Origin of the sequence: Gelria sp. Kuro-4, assembly GCF_019668485.1 — a bacterium.
Classification (GTDB): domain Bacteria; phylum Bacillota; class DTU030; order DUMP01; family DUMP01; genus DUMP01.
On sequence record NZ_AP024619.1, the window covers coordinates 1,031,912 to 1,046,553 of the forward strand.

Genomic DNA, 14,642 nt, shown 5'->3' on the forward strand with positions numbered 1-14,642 from the left:
TGCCGTCCCGCTGCCGGAGGGTCGAGTCAGGGCCGGGGCGGCTTCCCTTGCAGCTAAAGGAAAAACATGGTATCGTTAAGCTGAAGAGGGGGACGTGCCCGGGGGGTGATGGCTTGCAGGCAGAAGATGAACTGGCTGCGGACAGAGAGGCTATGACCGGCGTCTTAAAGGACTATTTTCGTACGCGGCAGGATGTCGCACTAGCCTTTGTTTTCGGTTCGGTGGCCAAGGGTAAGGCGACCAAGCGCTCGGACGTGGATGTAGCCGTATACTTCAGCACTCCCTACGATGTGCAGAAACTCAGGAAGCTAAGCGGGGAACTGGAGAACCTGCTGCACAAGGACGTTGACCTGATCGTCCTCAACGACGCCAACCCCTCCCTGGCGTGGTCGGCCCTGCGCGGCATTCCCCTCCGGATAGCGGACCGTGGCTTCTACCTGGAATACATGTTGGACGTCTCGCGGGAGGCGGAGGACTTTCGCGAGTTCATCTTTGACCTTTGGCGCCTGCGGCAGGAGCGGCGGCAGCGGCAGTCCCAAGATGTAGGCTAAGGAGGTGTTCCCTCTGGAAGAAGCGACAAAACACAGCCTTCTCCGCCGGCTGGAGTTCGCGCGCAGCGAGCTCAACGACCTTAAAGAGTACACAAACCTGGACTACCAGACATACAGCACCCAGCGAGTAATTCGGCGCAATGTCGAGCGCATGATCGAGAACATCTGCAACGCGCTCACAGACATCGGGAAGATTATCATTGCGCAGTCGGATGATGAGATGCCGGAGACCTATAAAGAGGTTTTCGTTCGGCTGGGAGCGTTGGGCTTTATCGACCAGGACGTGGCTGCTGCACTTGCCGGGGCAACGAAGCTGCGCAATGTGCTGGCGCATCAGTATCTTGACATCAAGTGGCAGTACATCCGGGAGTTCTTGGTTCATGATGTAAAGGAAGCGGAAAGGTTTGTAGCCGTGGTCGAGAGGTGGCTCTCTTGAAGTTGCCCGGGATGTGCCAGGTTTACTTTTGAGGAAGGCGGGCAGCTTCAGCGAGGAACCAGGCAGGATCCTTAGTCATTGAGCCTGTACCTCCTCGGCCCCAGTTTTTCCAGCAGCCCAGAAGCCAGGGCCTCCTGCCAACGCCGCCTGTCAAGCTGGGTTAGCAGTTGTTCCTCTTGGGGATCGCGCGGGCGACGCCGGGGTAAGCGCCAGGTGGCAGCATCGGCGGCCCGGTGTACCTGGCGTGCCCTCGTGCCCCGGCAATGGCCCGCTCGGCGTCCGCCTGCGTGTATTCTTCCGTTGGGATGAAGTCGACTTCACCATAAAGAGCGAACTCGCCCTCTTTACGCAACCACTTGGAGACTTCTGCCAGCTCCTTGGCTTGCGCGCGTACGGGAGCCGGCAGGCGGTCGGCAAAGTCAAGCAGCAGGCCGCCGACATCGTGGAGCTTGGGCGGCTCTACGCCCACGTGGCGCAGGATGCCCTTAAGGGCCAGTTCTACAGTTTCCTGGGCCTCGCGCACGACGTCGGAAAAAGCCCCCTCGGCCAAGAGCAGGTCGAGGACCTTGAGCCTGGTCCGGCACTTCGTCAAGTAGCTTTGAGCCAGCGCTTCGTTGGTCATAGCTCGAAAACCTCCCCCGGCTGGTAATCGGCTTTTACCACCCAGTACCAGGCGCCGCCGCGCTGCACTTTGTAAGCACCGAGGCGCTGTAACCGGGCCCTGAATTCCTGGAGGAAGGTAGCGAAGAATGAATCCCGGTCGTACAAGAGGCGTGCATCATCCACAAAATCCAGGAAGAGCAGACTGCCCAGCCTGACTTCCGCGGGGGTTTTGAAGACCGGTGCCAGGTATGTTTCCACGCCGGCCTGCTTGGCGCTGGCAAGGGTAGGGGCAAGGAGGTCCTCTATCGCTGCGAATTCCTCCACGCGCGCCAGCCGGCGCCGCGCCAGGCCTTCCGCCACAACGAGGAGATCGATGTCGGAATCCGGCCGCGGGGTACCGCGGGCCACAGACCCGAACACCACAAGAGAAACGAGCCGTTCCCCGTATACTTGGTGCGCGGCGCCCGGCAGGGCGGCCAGTATGTTCTCAAAGGCTGCCAGCATTGTGGTGCCGTGCAAAGTCAACAACCCTTCCCTGATACTTTTGCGCCGCCCCGCCAGTCCCCGGCGCGGGTTGCCCCAGTCTCCAGCCGGACGGGAACCAGCGCACTGCAAGCACATTGTACTACCTGGACAAGAAATATGCAACCAATTCCGAACCATCGGTCCAGCCTCCGGCGGCTTCCGCGGTGACAGGGGGCGTTACCGGAATTGCACCGGTTGGTCAATCTCGTCGTCGCTGAACCGGAACCGGCGGCCTGCCGCGCAGGTCGGCCAGAAGATTTGGGACCATGGCTTCCTGGTAGACCACGACGCCGCGCGCCCGGATGGCGGCAGGCAGCTGGGGGTCCCAGGGGACGCTCAGGGCGGCCAGGCGCCCGGCTTGGGTGGGCGTGAGGGGCAGGCCGGCGGGAGCAGCCTGGTACGCCCTGGTGTCGAAGAACCAGGGGCGAAAGGCGGAGCCGCAGCGCTCGGCCACCCGTAGGCCTATCTGCAGCCCTTCCCAATCGAAGTCGCCGCTGTAGTAGATGGGTGCGCCCGCTGCGGCCAGCTCGTCGAGGAGGGTGAGGGCGGCGACGCTGGGCTGCCCGCTCACGTTGATGAGGGGCGGCAGCTCCCAGCCTGCATCTGCGGCATCGAGGATGGCGCTGAACACCGTGGGGTTTTCCACTACATACACCGGGGCCGCGGCCCAGGCGGTCTCCTGCTGAAAGAAACGCAGCGGCAGAAGCAGTGGGGTGGCGGTGGCCTGGGACGCGGCGAAGATTGCCGCCCGTGGGTCATGGGGCCGAACCTTGAGCCCCGCCACCGCCACGCTGGAAGAGATGTCGTCATCGCCCAGCCCGGCCCGACGCCAGGCCTCACGCTGCTCGGCGGCGGTGAGGGGCGTCTCACCCAGGCCGAGGACGCAGGTAATGCCCGAGAGGACAAGCCTCCCCAGGGAAGTGTTCAGGTCCAGAGCGTGGGGGTTGCCGGTGAGCTCTGCCGCGAAAACCGGCAGCCGCGTGCGGGATATTTCCCACACGGGCAGCCTGTCCAGAGCCCGGAGGCAGGTGTCCAGCGTGGCCAGCGCCTGCTCGCGGCTCCGGCGGTAGAGGGCGAGCAGGGTGCGGTAACCGGCACCGCGGCCGGCTTTCAGTTCGGCCAGCCAGCGAGCGGTTTCCTTTCGGCGCGGGGTTTTTTCCAGGGCGGCGAAGAAGCCTTCCCAGGCCTGTGCGGCGGCGCGGCGGCGGTCCCGGCGGGTCTTGAGGTCGGCGCCGTAGATAACCTCCAGGGCTTCCACCAGGGTACAGCCGAAACGGCTGGCCCTCAGGGCCGCATCCACGCGGGCCAGCGCCACCTTACACTTCGCCTGCCCGCTGAGATCCAGCGCCAGCAGGCCGCCGATAGCCTCGCGCTCGGGAGGGGTCAGGGCGGTGAGCTTTACGCTTCCGCCCACCCGCCCCAGCGCTTCGTATTTTCTTTTCACCGCAGGCCAGAGGCGTTTCAGGCCGCTCTGGTTGAGGTAAGCTTCCAGGTCGGTCATGGCGCTCTACTCCTATTCTCCTTCTTCTTCAGCGGCAGCGGCTGCTTCGGCCGCTGCGGTGTCGGCGGCCGGCGCGCGCCGCCGCCCGTTCCAGACGTAGTGGATCAAGGAGACGTAAGGGGCGTCCTTGGGCCGGTAGAGTTCGTAGATGGAGACGGCCGGGACGGTATCGTAACAGCCCCAGAGGTGCTGGCTGGTCATGATGTAATCCAAGTCCATCTGCGTGAGAAGGGCAAACATGTCGCGCAGGTTCTCTTCGTCCACGCCGGCGAAGGCTTCGTCCAGGGAGATAAGATGCGGTGCCTCGGGGTTGGCATCGTTGTAGCGGGAGTACACGGCGGCGAAGAGGGGGATGTACATGGCCATGGCCTTTTCGCCCCCGCTGAGCACGTTGAAGCGCCCGTCCGTGAGCTCGCGCCGCGGTCCCTCGCCTTTTTCGTAGTAAAGCGTAAAATGGAACCAAAGGCGGTAATCCAGGAGCCGGCCCACCCATTCCCGCAGGGTGTCGCCGGCCTCGGATTCTTCCTGTGCCCGTTTGATGCGGGCGCGGAAGTGCCGCACCATGCGGTCGAGCTGCTCTTCGCGCAGAAGCTGCGGGTCGGTGCGCAGCAGCTGCACCAGCTCCTCGGTGTCGAGTTCCTCTTCGCTCTCGGCGGCGCGCGGTTCCCAGCGCAGGGAAAGGCGGAAGCCGCTGGAGGTTTGCCGCGCCTGCATAAGCTGGTTCATCTGCTTTACCCACTGCTGGGCGCGCGCGATCTTCTGCTTGATGGCCCGGCCGACGCTGTGGATGAGAATCTCTTCGTAAAGCTCCCGGTCCTTTTCGCTGAGAAGCAGGCGTTGCTCTTCCTCGGCCGCCTTAAGCTCCGTAAGGAGCATGTCGGGCGTCAGCGGGTTCTGCCGGTCGCGGCGCAGGAGGATCAAGAGGCGGCCGGCGGGGTCTTCCTCCAGCTCCGGCACGTAGGGGAGCAGGGTCTGGCGCGTGTTGTAAAACTCCTCGTGCAGGCGGTTGGCCGCCTGGTCGGGGCGGGTACCCTCGTAGCGGCGGTAGTGCTGTATGATGGTGCGGCAGAGTTTCACGAGCTCTGCCCCGTCCCCGCCCGGGACCTCCGTGGCGGCCCACTGCGGTAGCAGCTGCCTTTGCCACTCCCGCTGCCAGGTCGCGAGCTGTTCGGCCCAGGCTTCCTCCGCAGCGCTGCGGGCGGCGGCCAGGTTTTGTAGCTCGCTCCGGCAGACGGCCCGACGTTTGTCCACCTCGTGCTGGGCTTTTTCTTCCTGCTTCAGGGCGGCGCTGAGCTTCTCTTCTTCCTCTTTTAGTCGCGCGAGGCGGGCGTGCAGGTCGTACAGGCCCAGCTCGCGCAGCAGGCCTTCCAGGGTTTTGCGCCGGGCCAGCAGGTCCTGTTGGCGCTCCTTCAGGTTCGCGGCCTGTTCGCTTTCGCGTACCAGGTTTTTCTCGGCTTCGGACCGGCCCGCGCGCGCCTGCGTCAGCTCGCCGTGGAGGCGGCGCCATTCTTCGCAGCAGAGGCGCAGGTCGCCGAAGAACTTTTCGTAAGAGCGGAGGGCGTCAAGCGCCGCCGACAGCCCGGCTTCGGTCCGGGGAACCCCCCAGCCGGCCATAAACTGGTGCAGCCGTGCACGGGCGGCCGACCACTCTTGTACCAGGGTTTGATGCCGCTTATGGCGCTCCTCTTCCTCCTTCCGGGCGCTGTCAAAGGCAAGGCGCAAGCGTTCCAGTTCGCGGAAGGCCTTTCTCAGTTCCTCCCCGGTGGGGAAGTCTTCGTATTCGCGGGTGAGGGCCGCCGCCTGTGCCTCCAGCTCCGCCAGTCGGGCGCTCAAGGCGGCAATCTCTGCCTCCTCGGCCGCAATAAGCTGCTGGAGCCGCTCCATCTCCGCCAGGCGGGTGCGTCGGCGGCTCTCTTTGCCGATGAATTCGGCGCGGGGTTTGGGCACCGCCTGGCCGCAGAGGGGACCGAGCTGAAAGGTGCCGTCGGCGGCCACGTAGCCCCCGGGCGCTTCCCCGCCGTGGTCGACGCGGATGGTGCGCAGCACGGCATCCACGGCCGCCAGGCCGCTTCCTTCCGGCGGGGTGGGCACCAGGTAGTCGGCCAGGGTACGGGCCGAAAGCTGGGGCTGTGGCTTTATCCACACCTCTTCTTCGCCGGGTTCCAGGGCCAGGCCCTCTGCCGTCACCCAGGCATCCAGGAGTCCGGCCTGCTGCAGCGCAGCTTCCAGGGCGGCCCGGGCGGCTTCGGGGAGGTCGGGGCGGAACTCACAGGCGGCGAAGAGCGGAGCACCGGGCTCGCCGGCGGCCTGGCGGCGGCGCCGGGCAGCTTCCCGGGCCGCACTCCGCGGTGGCTCCGGCTCCCTTCGGCTTCGCCACTCCTCGAGCCGGCGCTGAAGCTCCTCCTTGGCTTCTTGGTGCTTGTCCCGTGCGGCTTCGCACTTGGCGTGGAGCCGGTCCAGGTCGCGCGCCGCCGCACGGTAGGCCGTGGCCACCGGCTCCTTCACCTCGTCGTAGGGCAGCTCGTCGAAGTGCGCCAGGCGGTACAGCACTTCCTGGAGGGTTTCGGGGGAGAGGGGGAGCCGGTGCAGCTCCTTTTTCCAGGCGAAGATCTCTTCCTGCACCCGGTCGCGGGCCTTTTCCGCCGCTTCTTCTCCCCGGCGCAGCGCTGCTTCGCGCTCGTCGCGCACCTTACGGGCGGCGCTGAGCTCACGTTCGGCCTGCTCGGCGCTCCCTTTGAGCCGGGCTTCGGCGCGGGCCAGGTCGAGGGCTTTTTCCAGCTCCGCCCGGCGCTCTTCGATGTCGCGGCGCCAGGCGGGCCAGAAATCGGTGCCGCTGGGCGTGCCCGCCTGCCAGTAGGATTGGTAGGCGGCGTGGGTGAGAAACTCCGCCGCGCGCGCCCGTTCCTCCATGGCTTGGAGCAGATCCTGCTGCTCCCGGGTTTTCGCCTGGAGCGCGGGCTCCTGGCGCGCGATTACCTCCTCAGCCTGGCGCCGGCGCTTGTCCCAGTCGCGGAGGCGCTCCTCGGCCGCCGCCAGTGCCCGGGACACTTCTTTTTCATCCGCCTGGACGCGTTCCAGGTCCCTTTCTTTGTCCAGCGCCTCGCTGGCGCTTAAGGTTTCGTACTCGGCCCGCACCTGGGTGAGTCTCTCCCCGAGGTGGGTAACAGCGTCCTGGCGCTCCTTAAAGGCTTCGTCCAGTGCGGCCGCTTCCTGTTCTTTAGCCGCCTGTGCCTCCATCCTCGCCCTTCTTTCCTCCCAGCGCTCGCTCAGGGTGCGGGAGACGGCGTAAAGCTGGAACTCGTTGTACTGAGCGTAGGCGCGGCTCAGCCGCTCCGCCTCCCGGCGGTGGGCGGCGAGTTCGCTTAAACGGTCGCTGATCTCGTTCATGTCGCCGAGGACTTCGGCCAGAGGGCGCAGGTCGTCTTCCTTGAGGGGCGGCAGGGCGGAGGTGAGGATCTCGTAGATGGTGGAGGGTTTGAAGTCTTTAGAGAGCTTCGGGCTCCGTATCTGGATGAGGAGGTCCAAGAGCTCGTCGTAGGACTGCAGGTCTTCGTAGCCGAAGAGGAGCTTGTTGACCCGCCGCTTGTACTCGCCCTGCTCAGTAACCACCCAGCCGCCGCTGCCGATGGCTGCTTCGAGCTGGGGGCGGGTCAGGGGAATGTGGGCCTCCTTGCCCTGGCTGAAGTCACGCTCGTACAAGAGAAAGTCGCGGCCGATGCGCCGGTTGTCGGTCAAGGCGAAACCCCAGAAACCCACCGGGGAGCTGCGCCGGGCTCGGAGGCCGATGCCGATGGTGAGGTAGTGCGCCTGCTCCGGGTGGTGGAACTCCAGGTAAAGGTAGCTGGTACGCTCGGTGGTGCTGCTGTCGGCGTCACCCAGGAGATAGTACTCGATGCGGCGGTCGCGGGAGCCGAAGGGGTCCAGCCGCCAGGGCCGCTTATCGCCGTCGAGCACCAGGGGGATGAGGCTCTGCATGGTGACCGACTTGCCGGAGCCGTTGGCCCCGCGCAGGATGAGCCGCCCGGCGGAGAACTGAAACTCCGCCTCGTCGTAGAGCCAGAAGTTCAAGAGACCGGCTCGTTCTATGTGCCAGCGCGTGGCCACGCTTTCATTCCTCCTCGTCGTCGTACTCGCCGTTCCAGCGCGCCAGGGCCGGTGCCAGGAAAACCGTGGCGCTGTCCAGCTCGCCGCCCAGCCCCCATTCCTTAAGATGCTGGAGCAGCTCGGCGGCCAGTTCCGCGGTGGTGGCGCGGCGGTACTGCTGGGACCAGTAGCTCCCGTATTTTGCGCGCAGCTTAAGGAGCAGGCCTTCAAACTCAAGGCGGGTGAGATGGAGCCGCCCCTCTCCGTCGGTGGGCAGGGAGCGGCCGGCGGCGGCACGGCGCCGCACCTCCCCCGCCAGCGCCAGGGCGATGTCTGAGATGGCCCGGGCGGTGGGGAAAAGCTCCATCTCGCCGCTGGCCTCGGGGTAAAAAAAGAGCAGTCCTTCCCGGTAACGCTGGCCCTCCAGCCCCGCCAGGCGCGCCAGCTGCTCCACGATAAAGTGGCGTTGGGTCAAAACGTAGTAACGTTCTTCCTCGGACCACTCGGCGTCGTACACCACCGGTTCCTGAAGCAGGCGGCGGAAGATGCGGTGTTTACGGGCCTTGAGCTTTCCTTCCGGGGTGTCCGGGTACATTCCCTCCCCCAGGGCCTCCGGGGTGCTGTACTCGCGGAGGTCGCGCGGGAAGCGGCGCAGGACGTAGCGGGCGTAGAGGGAGCTTTCGTAGAGTACATTGTGCTCTTCTCTACTCTGGGCCCACTCCATTTCATCTCCGTCCACCGCCACCAGCGCACTCAGCGCTTTGAGCTGGCGCAAAGCCCGGGCCATGGACAGGCGGTGGTCGTAGAGGTTCCAGTCCATGGTTACGCCCAGCCCCAGGAGGTGCTGGCGAACGGCTTCCACCAGGTCCGTGAGGAGGAATTGCTCATTTTCCCCTTTGTCCTCCAGGTACCAAAGGCAGTAAGTGAAGAGGGCGTAGTCGCGCGGGTGCATGAAGCTTGGAAAACCCATCCACGGTTGGGCTTCGCCCGGCACCTTCTCCAGCTTCGCGAACTGGCGGGTGAGGATAAGGCTGAAGCCGCACGTTTCCAGAAACCATTCTTTAAGCTCCAGGTAGTGCTGGCGAATGGCGCGGAAAAGCTCCAGGTCGGCCGCTTTATCTATCCAGTAACGGTTGAGCAGGGCCTCCACGCAGGCCTGCTTTTCCTCCTGAAAGCGATCTTGCTGTTTCATGCTTTTCCCCCCGTGGAAGCGGCGGCGGCAGCCGGCGGGCTCAGCGCCGCAAAGCGCAGGGTGAAATCCGGCAGCTCCAGGTCCCCGTCGCTAGAGTGAAGCACGGTGCGCTCCCCGGCGGGCGGGGGCACAAGGGTGATGCGCACGCCCTCGGGGGTAAAGGTCTGGCGGCTCGGGCTGGCCAGGCAGCGCCCGATCCAGGTGAGCAGGGTTTGGCGCACCGCCGGAGGCTGGAGCCCCAAGGCCGATAGAACCACCTTTTCCCGTGCCAAGAAGGAGCGGAGCAGGGTCTCTTCCACCCGGCGCTTGGCCAGATACTCCGCCTGGGCGCGCGCAGCTTCCCGCCGGCGGGTGCGGATGGGGTGGGGGCCGCCCTCGCCGGAGCGCTTGCGGCTGCGTGACCTCAGCTCGCGGCCGTTGGGCGGCACCTGCCACATGGAAACCTCGGCGCTGTCCGTGCCTTTTTCGTCGTACCCTTGAAAGTGGCGCGTGCGGTAAAGGCCGAAGGCGTAGGCGGCCAGGCGGTGGGCGGCGTCTAAGTCGGGGCAGGCGAAAAACCAGCGTCCCAGGTAGTCCAGCTCCTGGCGCCGGCTCACCCCCGCGCGCTGCCGGTCTTGAATGCGCAGGGCGCAGCGCACCACGCGGGCGATGGCATCTTTGGTGGCCTGCTCCAGAAAAGCCACGTCGCTCACCTCGCTCGGCCCGCCGGCAAACCAGCGCCTGAGGTTTTCCCACTCCTGCCGCAGCTTCTGCTCTTCTTCTTCGGGGGTGGGCGGCTCCTCCAGCTGCGGGATGCGGTGCCGGTCGCGGCGCAGGGCGGTGACAAAGGCGCTGAGCGTGTCTTCCGGGATCTGGGTGATGACGCCCTGAATCCTAAGGGCGGTGCGCTGTAGGCTGTGCACGAAATCGCGCAGGTACACAGTGAGCGAATCCTTGTAGGCCAGGAAAGCCTCGGTGAGCATCAGCTCTTCCGCGCGGGCGCTGTTTAAGGCGGCGAGATAATTGGAGGCGTTCTTCACCAGCTCCTGGAAGGGGTTGTAGATACCCCGCCATAAGGTTTCGGCCTCGCCTTCCGGGAGCAACCCGCGCGAGGCGGCCAGGCGCTCCAGGCCGCCCAGGATGGCATCGAAAAGCGACGGCTCCAGCGAACCGCCGTAGCCGCGGATGTTCTCGAGGCCGGCCACCAGGCGCTCGATCTCGATGGCGTAAGGGGTCATCTGGTAGCGGAACTTCTTGCGCAGGTATTCCTCCACGCTGGTGGCCCGGCCGCCGTCGTGGCGCGGAATCAGGTCCTTCCATTCCACCAGGCGGTCCAGGTCTTGCTGGCACTCCTCCGGGGTGTAGCTGGGTAGAAGGCCGTAAGCCAGGACGCCGGCGTGGACATCCTCCGGGCGCAGCCAGTTGCGCATGCGCTGGTGCTGCTCGTAAAAGTAGCGCATTACCAGGCGGTAACGCCCCACATTGGGGGCGGTGAGGTAACTGAGTTCCACGATGGGTTTGAGCAGCGTTTCCGACATTGCGGCACCCCTTTGCACGGGTCCTTTGGGGCTTATACTTCTCCTGATACGGCGGGGATTCCTCCTCCAGCCGGGTCTTCCCGCACGGGGCGCACTTTTCTACAGCGAGGCCGCGCTCCAGGACGATGGGTGCGTGCCCCTCTTCGGCGAGCGGCAGGGCGGCGAGCGGCCGGCCGGGCCGCTGCCTACCACCACACGGCGGCGGGACAGGGGCCCGCTTCCTTTCCCGGGCGGGCGATACTCCGCGTCCGGAGCGCGGCCGCGCGCGCCTCGTGCACTGCGTCGACGTCAACGGTGTAAACGAAGGTGATCTCGCCGCGCCGCCTATGTATCGTGTAGGCCGGAGCTCCGGGGCGGAGATGCCGAGGCGCTCGAGGGTTTTTTCTCGAGCGCCTCCCGGCCCTAACGGGAGAACGAAGGATAATTTGCCGGTTGACCAGGACTCAAAGAGAAAGATACGGCACTGCGTAAAGCGGCAACCTGGTAACGCGCCGGAGACGGAAAACCGCCGACAGGCAGTACAAAGGTGCCGGACTTACGTCCGACATAACTGGGATGGCATTGTCACCATCGTGGCTCACGAATGCTTGTCTAATTTGCTCCGAAGGTGTTATGTTATTCATGGGCCTCGGCTCGTTGGCTGTAAGGAAAGATTTACAAAACGTTGGTTTTGGAGGGGCAAAATGAAAATCGTACTTATTGCTCCATATAGGGATCTTCTAGAAACCGCCAGGGAGGTTAAGAAGGACCTGGATGTTGATGTCGAACTAGAGCTGGGGGATATGAGCGAAGGCGTTAAAGTGGCGAGAGACTGGGAAAAAAGAGGCGCCGACGTCATAATAAGCCGCGGGGGCACGTACCAGCTTATAAGAGACTCGGTTTCTGTCCCCGTAGTAGAAATCAAGGTGAGCGCCTTTGATATTTTACGACAGTTTAAGGGCTTGATAGGATGTAAAGAAACTGTAGGCGTAGCCGGATATAAAAGTGTAATCTACGGCTGTGAAGTTATCGGCGAGATATTAAATTTGAATTTGGTCACGATCATCATTGAAAAGGAAGAGGAAGGCCTGCGGCGGGTCACCGCGGCCCAAGAAAAGGGTGTAAGTTTGATCATCGGTGACACGGTCGGCGCTCACAGCGCCGAGAAGATAGGGCTGAAAAGCCGTCTCATTACTTCCGGAAAGCAGGCCGTGGCGGCCGCCGTAAACGAGGCCTTCAGACTGGCCTACGCGCTTAAGGCGGAGAAGGAAAGAGCCGAACAGATCAAGACTATAGTAGACTTCGTACACGATGGGATCATCGCTGTAGATAAAGAAGGCAGAATTTCCATATACAACCGTACGGCCGAAAAAATCTTCAACAAACCGCGTTTTGAAGTCCTCGGTCAAAAAGTTGAGACGGTGATTCCCAACACCAGGCTTTACGAAGTGATGAGGACAGGTAAGTCCCAGATCGGTGAGCTGCAGGAAGTTGCAGAGACCAGGATCGCCACTAACCGGGTACCGATTACAGTAGGGGACGAGGTCGTGGGGGCGGTGGCGACTTTCCAGGACGTCACCATGCTCCAGAAAATGGAACAAAAGATAAGGAGGCAGCTTGTCGACAAGGGCCTGGCGGCTGTGTACAAATTCGAGGATATTGTCTTTTCAAGTGAAAAAGTGAAGGATGTGGTGAATCAGGCGAAAAGATACGCGCTGCTGGATTCCACGGTGCTTATCTTCGGTGAGACCGGCACGGGCAAAGAACTTTTTGCCCAGAGCATTCACAACGCCAGCAGGAGGAAAAACGGCCCTTTTGTAGCCATAAACTGCGCCGCCCTACCCGAAAACCTGCTGGAAAGCGAGCTTTTCGGCTACGCGGAAGGCGCTTTTACCGGTGCCCGGAAGGGTGGAAAAGCCGGATTGTTCGAGCTGGCCCACCGGGGGACCATTTTTCTTGACGAGATCGGCGAAATGCCCCCGGGCCTGCAGTCGAAGCTGCTGCGGGTAATTCAGGAAAGAAGGGTTATGAGGATAGGGGATGATAGGTTGATCCCTGTAGACGTGAGGGTGATATGTGCCACAAACAAAGATCTGGCTGAAATGATAAAACAGGACAAATTCAGGGCGGATCTGTTCTACCGCATAAACGTCTTGCAGATTAATATACCGCCTCTCAGGGCGAGAAAAGATGACCTGGATGTGCTGGTGCCCCACTTCATAAGAAAACATTCGCTCGGCTGCGGAAAGCGTATAAAGGGTATAACTTCAGGGGCGATGGACCTTTTGAGAACCCTCAGCTTTCCGGGAAACGTGAGGGAGCTGGAGAGCATTATAGAAAGGGCGTGCGCCCTCTGCCGAGGAACTTTGATAGACACTGGGGACATACGGTTTTACTACCGGGAGGAGACTGATACAACGCCGGAAAAAGAAATTATTAAAATAAAGCCGCTGGAGGAGATGGAAAAGGAATATATTGTCAAGGCTATAAAGCTGACTGGAGGCAATTTATCGGAGGCCGCCCGGAAGCTGGGCGTGAACAGGACGACTCTCTGGAGGAAGCTGAGGAAGAGAGCTCAAGGATAGTCGCTGAAACCGCTGTTGCAAAAGGCAGCAGCGGTTTTATTCTGCAACACCATCTGTTGCAGACTTCTATCGCCCCATGATCAACTGAGCTCGAATAGACGTGCTGGCCAATAACCAGTGTTATGGCACAACCCTTGCATAACTGTTTTGCGGAGGTGATTTCCATGAAAAAACTGGCGGTGGTGGTGCACCCTGAAGATAATGTGGCCACTGCGGTACAGAATCTAAGCAAGGGGCAAGAGGTGCATGTGGATGTAGAAGGCAAAGAGGTATCGGTGAAACTGATGGATGACATTCCTTTCGGCCACAAGTTTGCGCTCCGGGACATCGGGGCGGAAATGGAGGTTGTAAAATACGGCGAGGTGATCGGCAGGGCCACCCGGCCCATTGAAACGGGACGGCACGTTCACGTTCAGAACATAGAAAGCCTGCGGGGCAGGGGTGATTGGGAGGATGAGAAAAAATGAAAATAATGGGCTATGTCAGACCGGACGGTAGGGTAGGCATTCGAAATCACACGGTTGTAATACCTTCTTCGGTTTGTGCCGGCGAGGTGGCCATGCGCATAGCTTCCCACGTGGAAGGAGCGGTGGCTCTTCCCAACCAGCACGGCTGCTGCCAGGTCGGTGCCGACTTGGATCTTGTAACCAATACCCTCATCGGTCTGGGTAAGAACCCGAACGTGGCGGCCGTACTGGTGGTGGGGCTGGGCTGTGAAGGCGTTCCCGCAAAAAAGGTTGCCGGGGAAATAGCGACGACCGGCAAAAGGGTGGAGTATATAACAATCCAAGACTGCGGCGGGACGCTGAAGGCTGAAGAGATCGGGACCAGAATAGCACGGCAGATGGCCCAGGAAGCCGCGCTGCTGAAGAGGGAAGAAGTGGATATGGCTGATTTAATACTCGCGGTGGAATGCGGCGGTTCCGATACGACTTCAGGACTTGCTTCGAATCCGGTGGCGGGCTACGTCTTAGATAAATTAATTGAACTGGGCGGCACATCCATGTTTTCGGAGACCACCGAGATAATAGGGGCTGAGCATCTGCTCGCCAAGCGCGCCGTTTCCAGAGAGGTGGCTGATAAACTCCTGACGTTCGTAAGAAGGTGCGAAGAAAAGGCCAAGACGATGGGAGTGGACATGCGGGGAGGACAGCCTACTCCCGGGAACATCGAGGGAGGCATAAGCACCATAGAGGAAAAATCCCTGGGCTGTATATATAAAGGCGGTACGAAGCCGGTTCAGGGAGTCCTGGATTATGCGGAATCGCCTGCGGGGAAGGGCCTTTATATCATGGATACCCCCGGGCAGGACATAGAATCAATCACCGGGATGACTGCGGGCGGAGTCCAGCTGGTGATCTTTACGACCGGCAGAGGCACGCCTACCGGTTCGCCGATTGCACCGGTTATAAAAATAACCGCCAACCCCGATACGTATAAAAAGATGGAGGACAACATCGACTTCAACGCCGGCACCATAGTCGAGGGCGACGAAACCGTCAGAGAGGCTGGGGAACGGCTGTTCCAAGAGCTGGTCGAAGTCTGCAACGGTAAACTTACGAAAGCCGAGGTGCTCAAGCACAGGGAGTTTGGGATGTACAAGCTTATCTCCACTTTCTGAAGCAGAGGATGAGGTCTGGTGAAGATTTGGAAAGCCGTTGACCGGGTAC

At 62.1% G+C, this 14,642-nt stretch carries 11 protein-coding genes; 5 read left to right on the forward strand and 6 right to left on the reverse strand.

The window, feature by feature from the left end; genetic code table 11:
• Positions 1 to 113 precede the first annotated feature (113 nt).
• Together K5554_RS05170 and K5554_RS05175 are read left to right on the forward strand one after the other, a co-directional pair.
• The gene (locus K5554_RS05170; RefSeq protein ID WP_255565521.1) at positions 114 to 551 is read left to right on the forward strand and encodes a nucleotidyltransferase domain-containing protein; all 438 of its coding nucleotides are present in this window, start codon (positions 114 to 116) and stop codon (positions 549 to 551) included.
• Positions 552 to 555: 4 nt separating this feature from the next.
• The gene (locus tag K5554_RS05175; protein ID WP_221040073.1) at positions 556 to 987 is read left to right on the forward strand and encodes a DUF86 domain-containing protein; all 432 of its coding nucleotides are present in this window, start codon (positions 556 to 558) and stop codon (positions 985 to 987) included.
• A 160-nt stretch (positions 988 to 1,147) separates the two neighbouring features.
• Here the strand turns inward: K5554_RS05175 and K5554_RS05180 are convergent, their stop codons facing one another.
• The 6 genes from K5554_RS05180 to K5554_RS05205 all read right to left on the reverse strand — a co-directional run bounded on the left by K5554_RS05180 (position 1,148) and on the right by K5554_RS05205 (position 10,408).
• Positions 1,148 to 1,609 (reverse strand): HEPN domain-containing protein, encoded by a 462-nt coding sequence (locus tag K5554_RS05180; protein WP_221040074.1) that lies wholly within the window; start codon positions 1,607 to 1,609, stop codon positions 1,148 to 1,150.
• On the reverse strand, positions 1,606 to 2,109 hold the full coding sequence (locus K5554_RS05185) for a nucleotidyltransferase family protein (RefSeq protein WP_255565523.1): 504 nt from the start codon (positions 2,107 to 2,109) through the stop codon (positions 1,606 to 1,608). The genes K5554_RS05180 and K5554_RS05185 overlap by 4 nt, the downstream gene beginning before the upstream one ends.
• Before the next feature lie 205 nt (positions 2,110 to 2,314).
• Complete coding sequence (locus K5554_RS05190) at positions 2,315 to 3,616, reverse strand: TIGR02679 family protein (RefSeq protein ID WP_221040075.1); 1,302 nt, start codon at positions 3,614 to 3,616, stop codon at positions 2,315 to 2,317.
• Positions 3,617 to 3,628: 12 nt separating this feature from the next.
• Positions 3,629 to 7,720 carry a TIGR02680 family protein gene (locus K5554_RS05195; RefSeq protein WP_221040076.1) on the reverse strand — a complete coding sequence of 1,364 codons (4,092 nt, stop codon included), beginning with the start codon at positions 7,718 to 7,720 and terminating at the stop codon, positions 3,629 to 3,631.
• 4 nt (positions 7,721 to 7,724) lie between these two features.
• Positions 7,725 to 8,891 (reverse strand): TIGR02678 family protein, encoded by a 1,167-nt coding sequence (locus K5554_RS05200; RefSeq protein WP_221040077.1) that lies wholly within the window; start codon positions 8,889 to 8,891, stop codon positions 7,725 to 7,727.
• Entirely contained in the window at positions 8,888 to 10,408 is a 1,521-nt protein-coding gene (locus K5554_RS05205; protein ID WP_221040078.1) for a TIGR02677 family protein, read from the reverse strand. The genes K5554_RS05200 and K5554_RS05205 overlap by 4 nt, the downstream gene beginning before the upstream one ends.
• Before the next feature lie 683 nt (positions 10,409 to 11,091).
• Between K5554_RS05205 and K5554_RS05210 the strand changes: the two genes are divergently transcribed.
• The 3 genes from K5554_RS05210 to K5554_RS05220 all read left to right on the forward strand — a co-directional run bounded on the left by K5554_RS05210 (position 11,092) and on the right by K5554_RS05220 (position 14,593).
• A complete protein-coding gene (locus K5554_RS05210; protein ID WP_221040079.1) occupies positions 11,092 to 12,972 on the forward strand; it encodes a sigma 54-interacting transcriptional regulator in 1,881 nt (626 codons plus the stop codon).
• A gap of 164 nt (positions 12,973 to 13,136) precedes the next feature.
• Positions 13,137 to 13,439, forward strand: a complete 303-nt coding sequence (locus tag K5554_RS05215) for a UxaA family hydrolase (RefSeq protein ID WP_221040080.1) — start codon at positions 13,137 to 13,139, stop codon at positions 13,437 to 13,439.
• Entirely contained in the window at positions 13,436 to 14,593 is a 1,158-nt protein-coding gene (locus tag K5554_RS05220) for a UxaA family hydrolase (RefSeq protein WP_221040081.1), read from the forward strand. Before K5554_RS05215 ends, K5554_RS05220 begins: the two co-directional genes overlap by 4 nt.
• Positions 14,594 to 14,642 lie beyond the last annotated feature (49 nt).

Bases quoted from the DNA above. Each gene is read 5' to 3' on its own strand.
- K5554_RS05205 (WP_221040078.1), bottom strand. From the start codon at position 10,408: ATGTCGGAAACGCTGCTCAAACCCATCGTGGAACTCAGTTACCTCACC.
- K5554_RS05220 (WP_221040081.1), top strand. From the start codon at position 13,436: ATGAAAATAATGGGCTATGTCAGACCGGACGGTAGGGTAGGCATTCGA.
- K5554_RS05200 (WP_221040077.1), bottom strand. From the start codon at position 8,891: ATGAAACAGCAAGATCGCTTTCAGGAGGAAAAGCAGGCCTGCGTGGAG.
- K5554_RS05215 (WP_221040080.1), top strand. From the start codon at position 13,137: ATGAAAAAACTGGCGGTGGTGGTGCACCCTGAAGATAATGTGGCCACT.
- K5554_RS05180 (WP_221040074.1), bottom strand. From the start codon at position 1,609: ATGACCAACGAAGCGCTGGCTCAAAGCTACTTGACGAAGTGCCGGACC.
- K5554_RS05210 (WP_221040079.1), top strand. From the start codon at position 11,092: ATGAAAATCGTACTTATTGCTCCATATAGGGATCTTCTAGAAACCGCC.
- K5554_RS05190 (WP_221040075.1), bottom strand. From the start codon at position 3,616: ATGACCGACCTGGAAGCTTACCTCAACCAGAGCGGCCTGAAACGCCTC.